The sequence below is a fragment of the Candidatus Mesenet endosymbiont of Phosphuga atrata genome (assembly GCF_964020175.1).
Taxonomy (GTDB): Bacteria; Pseudomonadota; Alphaproteobacteria; order Rickettsiales; family Anaplasmataceae; genus Mesenet.
Genome location: NZ_OZ026541.1, coordinates 1,265,070 through 1,285,657 on the forward strand (window position 1 = coordinate 1,265,070; position 20,588 = coordinate 1,285,657).

Here is a 20,588-nt window from a genome sequence, read left to right on the forward strand (position 1 = left end):
AAAATTTGATCATAAAAACATGAACTGATACGTTTGATAGTATTCAAACAAAAAAAAAAGTCAAGCTTCTATAATGTCATTTAAAAAGTTGATATACTATAGTTGCTAACCTTAAAATATCAGACATTATGGCAGATTATTTAAGCTATGAACTAGATGAAAAAACAATTGATCTTTTAACAAAATCTATAGATCAGGAAGATAGAGACACTATCCTTCAAATTACGCAAAAAATAGATGAAGTGCAGCTGGCTTATTTTTTACTAATTTCAACTGCAGAACATAGGAGTCAATTGATAAAGATAATAGATCAGAATCTATTAGAGAGAGCCTTTATTCACATAGTACCTGAACTAAGAGTAGAAATTATTAATATATTAGGAATGAGAAGAATTGCTAAGATATTAGCTGCATTTAATGCAGAAGATATAGTAGCAATTGTGAAAGACTTAGATAACAAAGACAAGACAAGCATTATCAAGCTTTTACCACAAGCTATAAAAAAATCAGTAGATGAGCTATTATCATATCCAGAAGAAAGTGCTGGTAGGTTAATACATAAGGACATTGTAATAGCTCCTGAATATTGGAATGTTGAACAGTTACTGAAGTTTTTACATCATCATAGGAAGGCACCAAAGAAATTTTATCAAATTTTTGTTGTTAATCCAAAATTGGAACCAGTGGGAGTAGTAGAGCTAAGTGATATACTGTGTGCACAGGTTGATAAATCAATAAAAAATATAATGAAAACTGATGTTAAAGTAATCAAAACCGGAATAGATCAGGAAGAAGTCGCAAGCATATTTCAAAAATACTCTTTGCTTTCTGCTCCTGTAGTTAACAAAGAAGGACGTATAATAGGGGCAATTTTAATTGAAGATGTGGTAAATGTCATTCAACAAGAAACAGAAGAAGATATATTTAAACTTAGTAGAGTATCTAAAACAGATGTTAGTTCTTCTTTATACAGAACTGTTGTAAAACGCTTACCATGGTTATTAATAAATTTATGTACAGCAACACTTAGCTCTTTAGTTATAGGATTGTTCGGCAATACGCTCAAACAGCTGATTGAGTTATCAATAATAATGCCAATGATAGCTTCTATTGGCGGTAATGCAGGATTGCAAGCGGTAACAGTTACCATTCGTGCTATAACTACTAAGCAGCTTACAAAACAAAATACAGCAAGGTTATTAGTGAAAGAATTACTTACAGGACTGATTAGTGGAATTATCTTAGCTGTAATATCAGTGATGTTTATAATTCTTAGATTTCATAACATCAAACTTGAAATTTTATTTGGTATTTCAATAATTATAACCTTCACTATTGCAACATCTGCAGGAGCAATGATACCAATTATATTGAATAGCTTAAGGATTGATCCTGCTGTGTCTTCATCCATATTAATATGTGCTACTACTGATACTTTATCATTCTTAACGTTTCTCGGTTTAGCAACAGCTTTTCTTTTTAGTTAGGTTGAGCAACTACTTTATTTCTACCACTATTTTTTGCCCTATATAAACACTTATCAGCATTCTCTATAAGTTGATTTGTGCTGTCACCACAAGACATTTGAGCAACTCCAATACTAATAGTTTGGTTTACTTTACAAGAATCTAAGAAGTCAAACGATTTCTCAGCAATAATAGATCTTATCCTTTCCGCTATAACTTGTGCTTCATTGATTTTAGTCTCTGGTAACAACACAACAAATTCTTCACCACCAAATCTGGCAAGTAGATCTACTGCTCTTATATTTTCCCCAATTCTTCTTTGAATCTGCTTTAAACATTCATCTCCTACATGATGACCAAAACTATCATTTACCTTTTTAAAATGGTCAACATCTATCATCATGAGCGATAGTTCTTTACCTTTTGCTGAACATTCCTTCATAATATTTTTTAAATGCATATCAAAATAATACCTATTGTAACAATTTGTTAATGGATCTTTTATTGCCATTTTCATGTTATGATATAAATTTGCTCTTAAAGCATCTTGATATCTCTTACGCTTTACTTGCAAGTTAGCTCTAGCTTTCAACTCATTTTTATCCAACGGCACAACTAAGTAGTCATTTACTCCCATATCAAAGGCTTTTATTAGATTATTATTATCATCTTGCTCATCAAGTAAAATCAAAATCGGAGTATAACGGGTATCGACATTACTACGGAATTGGGAACAAAGCTTAAGCCCCTCTTCTCCTGCAAGATGCACATTTATGATAATTAAATCATAATTATTCTCGATACCAATTTTTAAAGCATGGTTTATATCATAAGATGCAATTACATTTTTAAAACATTTTTTTAAAATAGTACATACTTCTTCAGATTGCGTTACATCTTGATCTATAATTAGTATTGAAGCATCAGAAATCTGATTAGAATAATCCATTACCTGGTTCTCAATTACTCCACTAATTTCTGAATTTGTTTGTCCTCTTAAACGCAGTTCATCTATTAACATTTTAAGACGCACAAGCGATCTAATCCTAGCAAATAATGCGATATCATTTATAGGCTTACTTAAAAAATCATCAGCACCAGAATTTATACCTTGAACCTTATCGTAAGTATCATGAAGTGCTGTAATCATAACTACAGGAATATAAGTAGTTGTCGGATCATTCTTTAATGCTCTACAGACTTGAAAACCATCCATTACTGGCATCATAACATCAAGCAGTATTATATCAGGCTTTTTTTTTTTGTTAATTCAATTGCTGTTTTACCATTACTTGCTGTAATAACATCGTAATATTCTACCATAAGCTTGGCTTTTAGAAGATTAACATTAGCTTCTATATCATCTACCACTAGAACTCTTGCTGTCATAGTTTCCATTCTTTTCTTTAATTACATCTTTTGTATCATAAGATTCATGTAAATTACCATCATTACCAATTATATAAGTTGGTTTTTTTTCAGGTGAATTGCTGCAAATTTCATTAATATTGATATCTTCCAATAACTGTGTAATTTTATATCTTATTTTTACAAAACTAGCATAGTACAACCTAATATACTTTATTACAAGAGGAAAGTTTTTAGGTTTACAGAGAATTAATCCAACTAAGAGTACTGTTAAAACTTCTGAAAGCCCAATGCCAAACATCTACACCTCCCCACAACAAAATAGCGCTTCAAAGCGTTTAATTATAAGGACTAATTTACCTAAATCAAGTTTATAAGCACTTATATTGTTCAGGAAAGCTGTATAACAATCCACAGCAGCTTTATTCTCATTAAACCACTCTTCAACTAATCTTTTGTGATTATCTATCACATTTGTTGCATTATTTATTATTTCTAGTGTTAGTTTATGATAATAGATATTCAAATCATCAAGAAGGCTATTGATTGAAATATGTTGCCAATATGAAGGATTGACCTCCGATTGCTTTGCCATATCTTTAATACGATCGAAATGCAAACAAGATTTTAATTCAAAATACAACTTTCCTACTTCTAGTAGAGGTACTTTCGTTTGATCAGAAATAGATATTATATCTAATCCAGAAGTTAAAAATTTTAAACCAACAATTCTACTCGCTAAATTTTGCTCTATATCAAGTTGTAACAAATTACTAAATTTTTCATTATATGATACTAAAAAATTTTGGCTTAAAAGATCAACTATATTGTCATCTAAAATCTGGACTTTATATTTCAGTTCTGCAAGTGTAATCGGTGCTGTAAGTGTTAGTTTATTGATATTTTTAGCAAACCAAAACGACATTTGTTCAACAAAATTCCTTATTTCCTTCACTAAAATTAAATACGAGTTAACATCTATTGCGCTATCTAACGCATCAATGCTTTTCCATAGTTCCTTTAAATCATGCAGGTAAATTATAGTAATATAGATACTTACGGCTTCACAGATAGTTACATTAGAATTTTCAATTAAGTGATTGATATATGTACACCCCATTCTACTTATTATTTCATTTGTAATATAAGTTGAAATAATTTCCTTATATAACTGATGCTTTAGTATATAATTTTTAAATTTACTCACCATAATTTCAGGAAAATAACTTAGTAGATAGCTTTGAGACAGAAACTCGTTATCAGGAATATCAGAATGTATTATTTCATTTTTTATAACTGTTTTACAATAAGAAATTAGTATTGCAAGCTGAGGAGCACTAAATCCCGAAGATTCATTTAACATTCTCGTAATTTCTTCATCATTTGGCAAAAATTCTATATTGCGATTTAAATATTGTAATCTTTCCAGATTAAGTAATAACCTGTGATGATGCTCTATTTTTTCTTTTGCTTGCAGAGACTCTAACATTAACGCCTTTGTATTTATTTTGCTGTGATTTTCTAATACTTGAAAAGCCACATCATTTGTCATACTACTTAGCAATTGGTTGCGCTCTTTCAAGGAAATTGAACCATCCTTAATAGCTGAAGCTAAAACAATCTTAATGTTAACCTCCAAATCTGAGCATGTGACCCCACCTGCGTTATCTACAAAATCAGTATTAATGTAACCCCCATTTTTTGCATATTCTACTCTTGCAAGTTGAGTAGAACCTAAATTACCGCCTTCTATAACCATGGAAGCTCTGATATCTTTACCATCTACTCTTAAGAGGTCATTTGCTTTATCTCTAACCATGCTATTGTTTTCACTTGATGCTTTAAAATATGTGCCAATACCACCATTCCAAATCATATCAACATTAGCTTTAAGCAGATATTTTATCAGCTGATTAGGGAATAATCTATCTTCTTTAATGTTAAAACGCTCCTTTGCTTCTTCAGAAATCTGTATAGATTTAGCGCTGCGTTCAAAAACTCCTCCACCTACAGATATAATATTTTTGTCATAATCTGCCCAAGTTGAGCGAGGAAGATCAAACAAACGTTTACGCTCAGCAAAACTTGTTTTAGGATCAGGGTTTGGATCAATGAACATGTGACTATGGTTAAATGCACCAACTAAACTGATATTTTTAGAAAGCAGCATTCCATTACCAAATAAATCACCAGACATGTCACCTATTCCCACTACAGTAAACACCTCTTTTTCAATGTCTTTATTCATTCTCCAAAAATGCCTTTGAGCAGCAACCCATGCTCCTCTTGCTGTAATGGCCATTTTTTTATGATCATATCCTGCTGATCCTCCAGAGGCAAATGCGTCACCAAGCCAGAAACTGTATTCAGAAGATACCTGATTTGCATAATCAGAAAAAGATGCTGTGCCTTTATCTGCTGCAACTACTAAATAAGGATCATCTTCGTCGTGTCTTACCACTTTATTTGGTATAATTACTTTTTCTTGAACTATATTATCCGTTATATCTAGCATTCCTCTGATGAAGCTCTTATAGCATTCAACAGCATAATTTTGCACTAAACTTTTATCTTTTGGAGAATGTTTTAAAATAAAGCCACCCTTTGCCCCGACTGGAACAATAGCAGCATTTTTTGTCATTTGTGCTTTCATAAGACCAAGCACCTCTGTGCGAAAATCCTCCACTCTATCTGACCATCTGATTCCCCCCCTTGCTAATTTTCCCCCTCTTAAATGTATCCCTTCAAAATTATATGAATATACATATAACTCTCGAAATGGGTGGGGTAATGGCAATTCAGGTACTACACTTGAATCAAACTTAACTGATATGTAAGATTTATCTTGATAGTAATTAGTACGTAGAATAGCCAAGATCAAAGATAATATAGAGCGTAATACATAATCACATGCAATATCACTTACATTTTCTAAAAGATCATAAATGTTTTGTTTAATAATAGAAGTAGCTCCTTCTCTATCAACATCTATGCTAGGGTCAAATCGTGCATGAAATAGTTGTACTAAGCACTTTGCTATTTTAGGGTACTTTGCCATAACTTTTTGTACATAAGCTTGACTATAGTTAAAGCAAATCTGCTTAAGATAGCTACTTAAGGCTCTAATTAATAAAACTTCCCTCCATGTCAAACTAGCTAAGATAACAAGGCTGTTAAAATAGTCATTTTTTACTTCTTTCATGAAGACTTTAGTTAACGTAGCTTCAAGTTGCTCTTTTAAACTGATATCACTTACAGGCTTTTCAGCTTTAGATAATACAAAATGATGTATCCATATACCGTTTCCTATGTTGATATAATAACTATTATGAGATAACAACTGCGTTCCTATATTTTTAATTACATGCAATATCTCTGATAATTGGAGTCCTTTATCTTTCAGAGTGTATAATTTGATTTCATAGTGATCATCATACGATTTAAAGTTTACCTCGTTGCTCTTTTTTTCTCTTACAATCGCTAGTTTTTTGATATCAAAGTATGCTTCATTAGGTTCAAAACTTTCTTGATAACTTACAGGAAACGCTTCCTGATATTGTAAAAATACACTGGATACAATACCAAAGGTGTTGTACAGCCCAGCTAGAAAGCGATCTTGCCATTTTTGTGCTGCATGTATTAGCTTGTTCTCTATTGTGCTAATATGCTCATGAGGAATTTCAGAGTGAGTAGCATCAATCTTAAGCACAGTTTTAAGCATAACCAAATTGTATTCGTCAATTATGCTATTGTAAGCGCTAACAACTGTACCATTTAATTCATTTTCCAGAGTTTTCTGTATCTTCAGTATAAGTCTAACATTAGCATTAGCGGTTGGAATGAACACTATAGTATTAATAAAGCTCCCTATAACTCTCTTGGCGAGAAATAACTTCACTCCAGGTTTAATAGTAAGGGTTAAAACTGCCATTGAAATGTCAAGCAATTCATCTTCAGAAGAGTGAAAAAGCTCATCACGCGGAAATTTCTGCAATATTGAAATCAAAGCTTTATTGTTATGGCTACCCACTAAAAATCCTGCTCTTTCCTCAATAGCTTTTACTTTCTTTCTAATGATCGGAATGAGCCTTATATCTTGGAACGAAACAACCGATGCAAAAAAACCAAAAAAGCATTGTTCACCAGTTATGTTACCATCTTGATCAAAATTCCTAACTCCAATGCAGTCTAAATATGCACGACGGTGCACAATAGATATCAGATTGGGATGTGCAATATATAAATAACCAAGCTCTTGATAGTAAGATTTTACATGACCATTACCATGATCAATTTTATGTAATCCAAGATCTTTTTTATCATCATGTACTAATTGATTTTGGGAATAGAAATATTCCTTATACCCTAAAAAAACAAAATTATTATCTTTAAGCCAATTTAAAAACACGCAGATTTCTTCTGCTTCTGCTGTGTTTACTAGATGCATATTTTGTATTGCTGCATCTAACTCATTTAGTATTGCTGGCCAATCATTAACGCAACATTCCACCGCTGTAAGAGTCTTTTTTATATCGTTTTCTAGTTTAGCAATAAGGCTGTCATCTATACGCTTTAGCATAATATACATAACAGCTTCTTTTACTCTATCATCCCCTTCATTCTTAAGAGGATATATTTTTTGTATTGTTCCGTTTTTCCTACTAATATTAAGTATTGAATTAATGTAATAACATATAGATAAACCATTTGCTTTAACTGTACTTGTAACCGAATCAACAAGAAAAGGCATATTATCATTGACTAATTTAATGATTGTGAACTTTCCTTCTATTTTAGGAATATTATCAAGATTAAATATATGTACTTTACTTTCATGGATATTGCGACTGAGGATAAACTGGTATACATCTTGTGCAAGGTATAGCAAGAACTCGTCATTAATCTTCAGATCACTGTTGTAAAACAGGTTATAAAAATGCTTAATAAATTCTCGCAATTGATCATTGTTATCCTCTGAATCCAGTAGCTTTAGTACAGAGTCAATAACTTGATTACTTATACTGTAATTATGATACATAATGTTTTATTAACTAAGTTATAGTCTAAAATAATATATATCTATTAAATTAAACTAAAATAATAGTTTTTTTATTACTATTTTATCATTATTTAATTTTACCTCTAATTTATCATTTTCATTTACCTCACCTGAAAGTATTAATCTTGCTAAATTATTTTGAATATGTTGCTGTATTACTCTTTTAAGTGGCCTTGCTCCATACAAAGGATCATAACCACGTTCAGCAAGCCATTCTCTTGCCTTTTGTGATAATTCAATGCTTAACTTCTGACTAAGCAAGCGTTCTTGCAAGTAAGAAAACTGTATATCAACTATTTTATATATATCATCTTTATTTAAACGGTGGAAAATGATTATCTCATCGAGTCGATTTAAAAATTCAGGACGAAAATATGAGCGTACTATTTGCATTACTTCTTCCTTTGCAGTTTGGCTTAAACTAATATTTTCTTTTATTAAAATTTCTGCACCTAAATTTGAAGTTAGAATAAGTATAGTATTACGAAAATCTATTAACTTACCGTGGCTATCAGTAAGTCTTCCTTCATCTAACACTTGCAACAATATATTAAAAATATCGCTGTGAGCTTTCTCTATTTCATCAAATAAAATTACCTGATAAGGTCTTCTTCTTACAGCTTCAGTAAGTGTTCCACCTTGCTCATAGCCAACGTATCCAGGGGGAGCTCCAATTAATTTTGAAACAGTGTGCTTCTCCATATACTCAGACATATCAAAACGCAGCAGTGCAGATTTGTCATCAAATATAAACTCAGCTAAAGCTTTAACAAGCTCAGTCTTGCCAACTCCAGTTGGACCTAAAAATAAAAAAGAGCCAAAAGGTCTACATGCATCTTGCACGCCAGAGCGTGAGCGCCTTACTGCGTTGCTAATTGCTTCAATTGCTTCATTTTGTCCAATTACCCTTTGTTTTATTTTCTCTTCCATCTTAAGAAGCTTCTCTTTTTCATTACGCATCATATTTTCAATTGGAATTCCAGTCCAACGTGCAACTATATTGGCAATATCATCTTCTGTAACTTCTTTCTTTAAAAAACTACCTACTACTTTCTCTTGCTCTTTCAATTCTTTTTCAAGTGTAGGAATAATACCGTACATAAGCTCACCAGCTCTTGCTAAGTTGCCAGTTCTCTGTACTATTTCAAGTTCTTTTCTCGCGTTATCCAATTTTTCCGCACAATCTTGTATTTTTGTAATTTTTGATTTTTCTATTTGCCATTTACTGTTCAGGTCAGTGTACTTGCTTTCTAAATTTTCTATTTCTTTGTTTAATTTATCCAGACGTTGCTTAGATGACTCATTATCTTCTTTTTTAAGAGCTTCTGATTCAATTTTTAATTGCATTATTTTTCGTTCAAGCTCATCAACTGCCTCAGGTTTACTATCCATTTCCATTCTGACTTTGCTCGCTGCTTCATCCATTAAATCAATAGCTTTATCAGGCAGAAATCTATCAGTAATATAGCGATTTGATAAAGTTGCAGCTGCAATTATAGCACTATCTGTAATTCTAATTCCATGATGAACCTCATATTTCTCTTTAAGTCCTCTTAGGATGGAAATGGTGTCTTCCTCAGTAGGCTGTGAGATAAAAATAGGCTGAAAACGCCTAGCAAGCGCTGCATCTTTTTCTATGTGCTCTCGATATTCATCCAAAGTTGTAGCACCAATGCAGTGTATTTCACCGCGTGCTAAGGCAGGTTTAAGCAAGTTAGAAGCATCCATTGCTCCATCTGTTGCTCCTGCTCCAACTAAAGTGTGGAGCTCATCTATAAATAGTATCGTACTGCCACTTGCTGCAACTACCTCATTAATTACAGCTTTGAGCCTCTCCTCAAATTCCCCTCTAAACTTAGTGCCAGCAATTAAAGCGCCAAGATCCAAGGCCATTATTTTGGCACCACGCAGACCAAGTGGCACATCATCTGACACAATACGCAATGCCAAACCTTCAATAATTGCAGTTTTTCCAACTCCAGGTTCACCAATAAGTATTGGGTTGTTTTTAGTACGTCTAAGTAGAACCTGCATTGTTCTTCTTATTTCATCATCGCGACCGATTACTGGATCGAGTTTTCCTTCTGCCCCAAGTTGCGTTATATCTTTTGCATATTTCCTTAAGGCATTAAGCTTATCTTCTGCGTTTGCTGAATCTGCCTTTTTCCCCTTTCTTAGGTCAGCAATCACAGCATTCAACTTCTGTGGTGTTACACCATTTTCTACCAATATTTTACTTACACCATTTTCTTTTTGTGCAGAAAGTGCCTGCAGAAGCCGCTCAACCGTAACAAAAGAATCTTTATTCCTTTGTGCTATGTTTGAAGAGTCTTCTAAAACTTTTGCCATCTCTCGTGAAAGTTGGATATGGCCACTTCCTGGGCCTTCAACTACTGGTAATTTTTGCAATAATCTATCAACACCTTCTCGTATGGCCTCTATATTTCCATCGCAAGCAGCTATTAGGTCTTTTGTCATACCACTTTCATCATCTATCATTACTTTCAGCAGATGTTCAGGCATAAAAACCTGATGTCCCCCAGCTAGCACCTTAAGCTGTGCTTCTTGTATTAGATTTCTTGCCTTCTCAGTAAATTTATTTAAGTCCATAAATTAAACACTAGTTTATTTTCTATTAATGTAATACTCGCTAGAGAGCTTATCAATGTTTATCAATAATAATTTATAAAACGGTCCATTAATTGAGATGATAAAGTAAAAAGCTATTTATTAAAATTTTAATTTACTTTTTTGTAAATTTAATGTAAAATAGGTAAGATTATTAAAATAAAAGATTAAAATATTAAATCATAAGAATTTATCACCAGAGCTTCACAGCGCCATTAAAGCAAATGATATTGACGATAATATGTTAACTCTTTATGTATAGTATATACTAAAATAAACGATAAGCCTCAATAATAGCGTTACCAACAACAAGAAGAAATGTTGATGCATTTGAGGTAACTTTTGATGGTATGCGAGCAATGTTCAATGGGGTTCAAATCAGGAGAATATGGAGGAAGATGGAGTAAATTGCCTTTTCAATTAATTCTTTTGTTTTAGCGGTTTTATTGCATTATCGATAACTATCGCACTGTAATTGTGGTAATAATATTTCTTCTAACCACAGATTAAGCACCTCTTTGTCACAACCTCCAGTAAACAGTCATTGAAATCTTCCTCCATCCTATTATGTTCTCGTCTTTTACCAGTGCATGTATCTTCTCACCTCTTGGCGCCCGCCCATACTCTCTATATAATCTATTATCAATTCCAGCTTCATCTATATATATGACTGGTCTAATTTAGCGATCTTCTCGATAAAATTCTCTCATGACTTCGCTCTTGATAAAATGTGACTTTTTTTTAATGTAATTTTCAGCTGTTGTACCAAATTGCGCTTATTCCGAAACCAATTTCATCTCTGCCAGCTGGATGCTTTTTTACATATTCTTCTAGGGATCTATTTTTCGGATAAAATTACCATTTTTTGCTGGTTTTAACCATCTGCTTTCTTTTTTAGCCATCGTCGCTATTCCTATCTCTAAAAGCTCCACAACCTCAGCCTTTCTTTTTCAACTAAAGATAATCTCTTAAATCTACACTGTATGCCATTTTCCCTCTTCTAAAATTGTTCATTATACCTTTATCCTTTACTTTGGAAAGTACTATATATTTCAAATACGTTGCTGTCCCACTAAAAAACATCGGAACCTCTTTTTCCAGCAATTATACTAGTGATGTTTTCCTGAAATTTTTGCAATAACTTTTTCTCCTTTAGAACTCTATAAAGTCCCTTATCTATCCCGCATTCGTCAATATATATAATGTTTTCTTTATCTATTTTATTTTATAAATTCTTAACGTCTTTGCTCATCGCTTTCTTTATGTAGTTAGGTGCTCGCCTTCAGCTTTAGTATTTCAGTATTAGATCTACTTTAGTTTATTTATAAACACAGCTCTCACAATACGTTTGATTTCATGTAGTATTTTGTACTAAATACAGATATTTACAGGTGAAATAGCTGTAGAGAGATTGTCAGAGAAATATGTGTTACAAATTACGTAGATATTGTCAGTGGTACCTTACATATTCTATGCCGCCCACTATCCAACAGTATATCAAAAAGCTATTCCAAGAATTTGAACAGTTAAAAAAAAGGGATTACTAATATAAAATAGACAAGATATAAATTCTAATTTAAAGAGATGAGATGCAAATATTAGACATACTGTAATAGCTATTGAAAAAAGGAGATAGAATATTTTAGAGAGAAGTAAGAAATTCGATAGAATTAGTTCTTCAAAAATAATTTAAACTTTTAAAGTAGGAGTAGTCTCATAAAATATTATATCGAGTTAGATGTCTCACTCAAAGAAACTTTTATCAGTATCGTTGATGAGAAAGGAAAAGTTGTTAAGGAAGAAGTTGTTGCAAGAAAAAGTAAAGCAATAGCAGAGAACTTGCTAAGTCAAGGCAAAAAATAAGAATCCATAGGGATAGAAAGTTGTCAATATCAATGTGTAAAGAGTTAAGGGATTTTGGATTACCAGTGATTTGTGTAGATGCAAGGGGTATAGCTCAAATGATGAGGATTGGGTTGTACAGAGAAGTATTAGTAAAATCAGATAAATCTTGCCAAATCAACTTGGAAGCAGAAGACAGTTAACATGTAGCAAACAGCAGATTATTGGAACAATAAATTGAAGATATACGGTTGGTCGAGGATTAAAATTTGAAAGCTTTTCTTTAAAAATAGAAGAAATGATCTAGATGAAGTTAGCAAAAACTCAATTGAAGCATTAGTACATAGCTTAGAAACAATAGAAGAATCAATTTGATAAATTACTTTCAGAAAAGTGCAAAAAAGATGAAAATTATTAGCCCAGGGGTTGGTATTATAGTAGCAATGACATACAAAGCTGCAATACACATAGGTTTGAAACATCTTATACAGTTGGAGCATATATGGGATTGAGCCCAAGACAGTATGCTTCTGGGGAGATTGATCGACATGGAAGTATATCAAACAATGGAGTGCAGAAGTATGCTATATGAGGCTGCGCAATCCTTGCTGACAAGATGTAAGAGAAAATTTAAGTTAAAAAGCTGGGGATTAGCAAAAAAGAAAGGTATGAAGAAAGCAATTGTTGCTGTAGCGCGGAAGTTGTCAGTAATTATGCATAGGATGCTAATTGATAGAAAAGAATTTTGTTATCAATAAACACTAAAGGAATATAGGTATAATTTTATTGAAAGTAAAGATAGTAATGCCGATGGAAGCGATAAGCAAGAACAGAGGATGAAGCTAAGACTTCGTATTAGTTGTATTAAATAAGATTTGAACTGACACTTAGAACAAAAAATAAGAGAAATGAATACAATACAAAAAAATACTAAAACTAGGATTTTAGCAAGACAACTAGAGACCCCCTGAGAAAGTGAGGAAACAGGTATGAAAAGAGAGAGAAAGATATAAAATAGCAGTTTTGGCAGAAGTTATGAAAAAGTGGCAAATACATTTTCCGTCAACTAACAGGTCTACTAATAGCAGAATGCGAAAAAATAGTCGAAATAGTTAGTGGGAAAAAGTTAAAAAACAGGCGACGGAATCACATTAAAACGCTAGAAGACAAAATTTTATGTGTGTTAATATACTACCGAACGTATATAATGCATCCATTTTTGGGCTATTTGTTTAATTTACACAATTCAAATATTTGCTAAAAAAAATGGGTTAGCGAAAAAAATCAAGATCACAAAACCAGAAAAAATATTTTGGTAGATGTGACAGACACAGCAGCCAAAAGATAGCAAAAAGAGAAGGAATTGGAAAAAAGAAAACATAAAAACCGAAATGAAGAAAACGGACAAGGTTTCAAAATCTCATCGTGTTTAAGATACGAAAACAGTTCTGCCAGTAGATAGCATAAAATATGCTGATTCTAGGGTTGGCAAAAATTGCAGAAAGTATAAAAAATACCGTAAAAAACCCCGGAGCAAAAGGATCATAGCTTGCGTCGTTTAGGATGAGAGTGGAAAATAAGATTCAAAGATATTTAAAATTATGTCACATGTAATTTTCAGAAAATATGAGGTTTAATATTATTTCTGGAACTTGAAGCATGGTTTTTTTTGCTTTGGCCTAACTCATACCTCGTTACTATAGTACTTTCCAAAGTAAATGATAAAGGTATAATGAACAATTTTAGAAGAGGGAAAATGGCATACAGTGTAGATTTAAGAGATTATCTTTAGTTGAAAAAGAAAGGCTGAGGTTGCGGAGCTTTTAGAGATAAGAATAGCGACGATGGCTAAAAAAGAAAGCAGATGGTTAAAACCAGCAAAAAATGGTAATTTTATCCGAAAAATAGACCCCTAGAAGAATATGTAAAAAAGCATCCAGCTGGCAGAGATGAAATTGGTTTCGGAATAAGCGCAATTTGGTACAACAGCTGAAAATTACATTAAAAAAAATTTATCAAGAGATGAAAGATTATATAGAGAATATGGACAAGAGGAGAGAAAATACATGCACTGGCAAAAGACGAGAACATAATAGGATGGAGGAAGATTTCAATGACTGTTTACTGGAGGTTGTGACAAAGAGGTGCTTAATCTGTGGTTAGAACAAATATTATTACCACAATTACAGTGCGATAGTTATCGATAATGCAATAAAACCGCTAAAACAAAATAGAAAACTCTATCTTCCTCCATATTCTCCTGACTTGAACCCCATTGAACATTGCTCGCATACCATCAAAAGTTACCTCTAATGCATCAACATTTCTTCTTCTTGTTGGTAACTCTATTATTTAGGTTTATCATTCAGTTTAGGAAAGACTATAAATGGTAAAGTGGAAAGAGCGCAACGTACAGACCTAGATGAATTTTATAGTAGATCAAGGATCCTGAACTACAAATTAAACTTAGAGATTGGGAGGAATATTATAATAAACAGCGTTCTCATAGTGCTCTTCAAGGAAAAACTCCTTGGGAAAAATATAAGGAACTGAAAAATACAATTCCTTGTTTAAGTGAAGTACAAAGAAATTATGTCTTGTCAAAAGAGCCGTTTGTCATGCAAAATTATAAACACGATCAGAGATTAAAATCACTTTAAAAATGTAAATCACTTAACAAAGCCTGCTAATTCAGACTCAATCTGACAAGTCAGTTGTAATAACCTTTATGAATTACACATCTAATGAGACATATTCTGCAAAAAACTCCTCAAATTCATTTTTCTTTTTACTTTCATTTTTTCTGAATACAGTATCTGTCTAATTTTCTGCACACTGTCATCAACACTATGGTTTATTATAACATAATCATAATAAAGACATCGTTCCATTTCAAAGCATGCTTGATCTAGTCTATTTTTAATTTCATCATCTGGTGTTTTGCAGTTACGTTTTTTTAGCCGAAATTGAAGCTCCTTAATTGATGGAGGTAATATAAAAATACTAACAACTTTTTCTTTCATAACTCTAGTTAAGCTAGCAGCACCCTGCCAATCTATACTAAATAATACATTTACTCCATTCTTGAGATTATTTTCTACTAGTTCTCTTGGTATACCATAATGATTATTGAATACTATGGCGTGCTCTAACATTTGCCCAGCATTACAAAGACTAAAAAACTCCTTCTCACTAATAAAATGATAATCTTTCCCATCTATCTCTCCTGGACGAGGCTTACGAGTAGTAACAGAAATAGATTTAACTAAATTACTTTCTTTGTTGATTAACTCATTTGAGATTGTGGTTTTACCAGCACCAGATGGAGAAGATAAAATAAGCATAATATCTTCACTCTGCAGCTCATCCACTAAATTTACCTTATTTATATATTAATTATATGTATAAAATCCTTACTTAATAGTAGATTCTAAACCAATTGCTTCAAAAAATCTAGTATTAAGTAAATTTGCACTTTTAAATATCGTACCTTGCAGATTTGACCAAGAAAAATCTGCACCTTCTAAGTTGCAACCAGACATATTAGCGTTATTTAGTATGGATCTGTGAAAAATAGCTGAACGAAGTTGTGCATTAGATAAATTTGCACCTTTTAAATTAGCATTAGAAAAATTTGCTCTATTTAATATAGAATCGGTAAAATCAGTATTACTTAAATCCATATTTGAAAAATCAAGATCGGAATAATTAACTTCAAGTCTCTTGCTACTTAGTATGAAATGTTGTAAATCTTCAGTTGAAATAATAACTTGGTTTGCAAGCAGATAGTCGTTAAACTGATGTTGTCCTTCATTTTCAATGATAACTGTAGTATTAAACTGACAATTCTCTAATTGAAGGTCTGTTAATGAATTTTTATATACGCTTGAAGAATTAAATAATGAATTGCTAATTATTGATGAGTTAAAATCATTGTTAGAAAAACTAGTTTTATCAAATGTATTATTGTGAAATACAGAATAGCTAAAATTGTTTCCTACAAAACTAGTATTTTGTATTTTTGAGTCTACCCAATTTGCATGGCTTAAATTTACATTCAAGTACAATGAGTTATCTATTTGATTATTTACAACTGTAGCATGAGACAAAAGACTATTATATATAAATGAATTTTTCCATTTTACGTTGGTCATGAATGTTTCACTTAAGTTAGTTTTATCAAACTTCACATAGTCAAATGTTGTATCATCAAAGAATGTACCACTGAAATTGGTATTGAGTATGTTACTGGAGTAAAATTTTCCATGACGAATATCAGCATAAACAGCAAGAACATTTTGAAAATTACTAAAGCTCATATCACTGCCTACCAAAGCAGCATCTTTTAAGCTTGATCCTAAAAAAGAAGTATTTTTTAAGTTTGCGTTACTTAAATCTGCTTTAAAGAAATTAGAATAGTTCAAATCAGTAGCATACATGCTTGCACCTTTTAGATTTACCATATATAAATTGGCACCGTTTATGTATGATGTATCCAAATATGCTCCTTGCATACTTGTACCTGTTAGATCAGAATTGTCCAAATTCACTCCATACATTATAGTATCTTCCAAAGAAGAAAACTGTACTTTTGAGCTATATAAATTCGCACCAAAAATATTTGCTTTAGATAAATTACTTGCCTGTATAGCAATATTTTCCGCTTGAATATTCTCAAAATTTGCATAGCTAAAATCTGACTGAGATAGGTAGGAGTAAGTAAGATCAGAGTTTGAAAAATCAGTGTATATGCCTTTGACGTTGTGCATATTTACATTACGTAAATCAGCGTTACTAACATTAGCACTACTAATATTAGAATTACTAAAAGTTGTTTTACTTAAATCGGCGGAAACTAAGTTAGCGAAACTTAAGTTTGTACTGCTCATATTAGAACCATGCAAATTAGAATTTGAAAAATTTGCACCTTGTAAGTCTGCACCAACAAAGGAAGAATCTGTTATATCTGCATTGGCAAAATTTGCACCAACTAAAGTCATGCCATCAAAAATTGCACCTCTTATATATAAGCCATTAAAATCCGCACCAGATAAGTTTTCACCAAACCCTGTTTTGAAATTAAGAGGCATTTTTTTTTCGTGGCATTTTATGACAAAATTCAAAAAGACTTTTTTATCATAAGATACATATTTTACATCTTTAGTCTCTTCTGAAAAATCTGCGTAACTGGTATGACAGAATAAACTCAATAGTAGACATAAAATATAAATCATAGAAATGACATAACTTAGAAAGACAATTATATATCAAATAAATTACTAAATCAGTAATATCTATAACTCTATTCCTTCTTAAATATGCTGCACTCCACCCTTCTTTTCTACTTCTCCATTGGATATACTTGCATTTTGAAGATGTGGTTCAGGGGCGGTAATACTTGCTTAAAAAGCGACAATAGAATTCACAATTTCTTCATTTTTTACAATTTTTTTATCTGGTCCAGCTGCTTCCTTTTTTAACCCAACTAATACTTTATTGATAGTATCAATATTGTATTTGTTAATGTTACTTTCAATCTGTTTTAAACTATTTTCCACTTTATTGGAGTCACTAGACTCTATAGCGTTATAAGTATCTTTAAAGCATTGCTTGAGCTCTTTAAAATTAGCATGATCTTTAATAGGTAAAAGATAGTGTGGTTCAACATGATATCTTTCATTATTAATTTTTGTACAATATTCAGCGATGATTTTTTCCGCGTTACTGAGAGCCTCTGGTTCTAGGTCCCTCAATTTTTGCATCTCTATATCAGGAAGTGTATCCACAGCTGAGTCTGACATTAGTTTTAATAACTTTGGTATTAGATTTGGTTTAGAGATAAGCGTGTGATTAATGATCCCCACATCCACTATAAAGCATCCATCAATTCCATCAGCCGCTGATCGGCGATCCAAAAGAAGATCGGGATTATGTTTTATAGGCAAGGACACATGCATCATCTAAATCACCATCTTCCATCATTTGATAGAAAAAAGAACTATCTTTTAATGCAAGTTGCAAAAGTTTATCTGTTTGAGAGGCAGTAAGCATATATTATATTTTAATAAGGACATAAAAAAAAATATAACATTCTTTTCTTAAAAAGTCAACATATATATTAAATATATTAATAAAATTTAATTACTGCAAACGTAATGTTCTGCTACATAATCCTCTATAATTACTGTAAACTGCTTAAAAACATCATCTCCTTTTAAAGAGCAGAAATATTTGCCATCTGCGTATACAGCAGTGATTGGCTTTTCACCATATCCTGGCAGGCTTATTCCTAGGTTTGCATGTCTACTTTCACCTGGACCATTAACCACGCAGCCCATTACTGCAACGTTCATATATTCAACGCCAGGATTTTTCTCTTTCCATACAAGCATACGCTCTTTCATGTAATTGTCGACTTTTTCAGCTAATTCGCGAAAGTAACTACCGTTGGTGCGCCCACATCCTGGACAAGAAGTAAGTTGTGGCTCAAAGTGACGCAAACCTATAGCTTGTAGTATTTCTTGACATACTTTAACTTCATTGGTGCGAGATTCACCAGCACGTTGAGTTAATGAAGCACGTATAGTATCACCTATTCCATTTTGCAATAAATACGACAGACCAGATGCTGTACCTATCACTGCTTTGCTACCACCACCTGCTTCAGTTAAGCCTAAATGCAAAGCATAGTTGGATAACTTTGCCAGTGCAGTATAGACTAAAATTAAATCTTGCACTTTGCTTACTTTGCAAGAAATAATGATTTTATCAGGACTGAGCCCGATCTTTTCTGCTTGTTTTGCACTATTTAGAGCAGACATAACCAGTGCCTTCCTTAAAACTACATCAGAAGATTGAGGATTCTCGCTTGCAGCATTTTCATCCATAAGCTTTGAAGCTAAGTATTTATCAAGACTACCCCAATTTACTCCAATCCTAACAGGAATGTCATATTTGATTGCATATTCTATTATTCTTTCAAATTTTTCATCACGCTTATCACCAAAGCCAACATTACCTGGGTTAATACGAATTTTCCCTAATGCTTTTGATTCTTCGGGATATTGGACCAAAAGCCTATCCAGCTCGTATTGACCACACCCTACTATCATTTTCTCATCAAATCCCTCTTTCACTAGTGCGTCCCTGATATAAGGAACAGACTTAGTAGCTATATCTGAATTTAGTGCGATGCGAACAAGCTCAGAACCAGCATGTGCAAGTTCTACTACCTCTTGTGCAGCTTCCTGTACATACTGCTGAAATTCCGTACCTTCATGTTTATCAGGTTGCTTAACTGGACCAAGTGCCATAGATTGCACTACTACTGGACTGCCTCCTCCAATTTTTACTTTGCCAACTTTAACTTCATGAGTTCTATGCTTAACTGTAGGTATTATTTTATATAACTCATCACTGTAACAGAGAGTATTATCGTCCTCTTTAAAAGATAAATTACTATTCATAAAATTACTCCGTATCTATTTCAGCTTCTTCTTCTGTAAATTCATCCTTTATAAGCTCATCTTCAGATGCCTCAACTTCAATGTTACTTATCTCGTTATCTTCCTCTTGGATATCAGTAGAATCATCACAACAGCTACATTCAATTTTGCTATGGTTATTAAAGTTCACTATGGTTTCTTGATTACTAGGATTCATTGATTTTTTCTTATTCAGATTTTTCATCTTTAGACTGACATCATGACCAATTTCTTCAAACCCATCTTCTATTTTTTGCAGCAAGGCCACAAAAGATGGTTTCTTTTCTTTGTGATTATACTCATAATCACTGCTATCATCTATAATCTCTATAAACTTTGCACCTTTAAGACGCGTAAGATCTATACCATAACTGTTAACCATAGCACTGCCATCGTTAATAAATGCATTATCGTCAGTAAATTGAGTATTTAACTCGACAGATTGACTAACCATTTTTTCTGGCTTATCTGTTTTTGGAACATAATTATACCCCAAAGTAGTTTTCTCTTTTTGACGTTTTTGGTATAGTTCATACGACTTTGAAAACTTTTGATCGTAAAAAAAATATTCTCCCCCTGGATTATAAATAGGAATGTATTTTTTACTAAATTGAATTTTTTTATTGCTACCGCAAAATATAAAAAAGAAACAAATAATTAAGAAAAAACTATTATTTAAGTTACGCATTAACTCTGCTAAACAATACACTACATGTTAATATATCAATTAACATATTTAAA

General features: G+C 32.3%; 15 protein-coding genes and 2 pseudogenes. 6 read left to right on the plus strand and 11 right to left on the minus strand.

Annotation, left to right across the window (positions count from 1 at the left end):
* Positions 1–128: 128 nt before the first annotated feature.
* Positions 129–1,487 carry a magnesium transporter gene (gene mgtE / locus AACL09_RS06080; protein ID WP_339047781.1) on the plus strand — a complete coding sequence of 453 codons (1,359 nt, stop codon included), beginning with the start codon at positions 129–131 and terminating at the stop codon, positions 1,485–1,487.
* Here mgtE and AACL09_RS06085 read toward each other — a convergent pair.
* The 5 genes and pseudogenes from AACL09_RS06085 to AACL09_RS06570 form a co-directional block, all read right to left on the minus strand.
* Positions 1,480–2,855, minus strand: a pseudogene (locus AACL09_RS06085) (PleD family two-component system response regulator). The gene mgtE and the pseudogene AACL09_RS06085 sit on opposite strands and share 8 nt — an antisense overlap.
* Positions 2,827–3,135, minus strand: coding sequence for a hypothetical protein (locus AACL09_RS06090; protein ID WP_339047783.1), 309 nt, complete (start codon positions 3,133–3,135; stop codon positions 2,827–2,829). The pseudogene AACL09_RS06085 and the gene AACL09_RS06090 overlap by 29 nt, the downstream one beginning before the upstream one ends.
* The gene (locus tag AACL09_RS06095) at positions 3,136–7,872 is read right to left on the minus strand and encodes an NAD-glutamate dehydrogenase (RefSeq protein ID WP_339047785.1); all 4,737 of its coding nucleotides are present in this window, start codon (positions 7,870–7,872) and stop codon (positions 3,136–3,138) included.
* Between the two features lie 54 nt (positions 7,873–7,926).
* Positions 7,927–10,503, minus strand: coding sequence for an ATP-dependent chaperone ClpB (gene clpB, locus AACL09_RS06100; RefSeq protein WP_339047787.1), 2,577 nt, complete (start codon positions 10,501–10,503; stop codon positions 7,927–7,929).
* A gap of 317 nt (positions 10,504–10,820) precedes the next feature.
* Complete coding sequence (locus AACL09_RS06570; RefSeq protein WP_410519830.1) at positions 10,821–10,898, minus strand: hypothetical protein; 78 nt, start codon at positions 10,896–10,898, stop codon at positions 10,821–10,823.
* A gap of 1,518 nt (positions 10,899–12,416) precedes the next feature.
* Here AACL09_RS06570 and AACL09_RS06105 point away from each other — a divergent pair.
* The 5 genes and pseudogenes from AACL09_RS06105 (at position 12,417) to AACL09_RS06120 (ending at position 15,023) form a co-directional block, all read left to right on the plus strand.
* Positions 12,417–12,566, plus strand: coding sequence for a hypothetical protein (locus AACL09_RS06105; protein WP_339047789.1), 150 nt, complete (start codon positions 12,417–12,419; stop codon positions 12,564–12,566).
* Positions 12,567–12,911: 345 nt separating this feature from the next.
* Positions 12,912–13,121 (plus strand): hypothetical protein, encoded by a 210-nt coding sequence (locus AACL09_RS06110; RefSeq protein ID WP_339047287.1) that lies wholly within the window; start codon positions 12,912–12,914, stop codon positions 13,119–13,121.
* A 365-nt stretch (positions 13,122–13,486) separates the two neighbouring features.
* A pseudogene (locus AACL09_RS06115) lies at positions 13,487–13,621 on the plus strand (transposase family protein); the annotation flags it as partial.
* 953 nt (positions 13,622–14,574) lie between these two features.
* Positions 14,575–14,676, plus strand: a complete 102-nt coding sequence (locus tag AACL09_RS06575) for a transposase (RefSeq protein ID WP_410519838.1) — start codon at positions 14,575–14,577, stop codon at positions 14,674–14,676.
* A gap of 146 nt (positions 14,677–14,822) precedes the next feature.
* Positions 14,823–15,023, plus strand: a complete 201-nt coding sequence (locus AACL09_RS06120) for a hypothetical protein (RefSeq protein WP_339049049.1) — start codon at positions 14,823–14,825, stop codon at positions 15,021–15,023.
* A gap of 81 nt (positions 15,024–15,104) precedes the next feature.
* Here the strand turns inward: AACL09_RS06120 and gmk are convergent, their stop codons facing one another.
* The 6 genes from gmk to AACL09_RS06150 all read right to left on the minus strand — a co-directional run bounded on the left by gmk (position 15,105) and on the right by AACL09_RS06150 (position 20,556).
* Positions 15,105–15,707, minus strand: a complete 603-nt coding sequence (gmk, locus tag AACL09_RS06125) for a guanylate kinase (RefSeq protein WP_339049051.1) — start codon at positions 15,705–15,707, stop codon at positions 15,105–15,107.
* Between the two features lie 69 nt (positions 15,708–15,776).
* On the minus strand, positions 15,777–17,453 hold the full coding sequence (locus AACL09_RS06130; RefSeq protein ID WP_339047791.1) for a pentapeptide repeat-containing protein: 1,677 nt from the start codon (positions 17,451–17,453) through the stop codon (positions 15,777–15,779).
* Between the two features lie 312 nt (positions 17,454–17,765).
* Positions 17,766–18,320: a hypothetical protein gene (locus AACL09_RS06135; protein WP_339047792.1), complete on the minus strand. Its 555-nt coding sequence runs from the start codon at positions 18,318–18,320 to the stop codon at positions 17,766–17,768.
* Entirely contained in the window at positions 18,292–18,414 is a 123-nt protein-coding gene (locus AACL09_RS06140; protein ID WP_339047794.1) for a hypothetical protein, read from the minus strand. The genes AACL09_RS06135 and AACL09_RS06140 overlap by 29 nt, the downstream gene beginning before the upstream one ends.
* Positions 18,415–18,500: 86 nt before the next feature.
* A complete protein-coding gene (gene ispG / locus AACL09_RS06145) occupies positions 18,501–19,829 on the minus strand; it encodes a flavodoxin-dependent (E)-4-hydroxy-3-methylbut-2-enyl-diphosphate synthase (RefSeq protein WP_339047796.1) in 1,329 nt (442 codons plus the stop codon).
* Positions 19,830–19,833: 4 nt separating this feature from the next.
* Positions 19,834–20,556 (minus strand): TRP75-related protein, encoded by a 723-nt coding sequence (locus AACL09_RS06150; protein WP_339047798.1) that lies wholly within the window; start codon positions 20,554–20,556, stop codon positions 19,834–19,836.
* Positions 20,557–20,588: the final 32 nt, after the last annotated feature.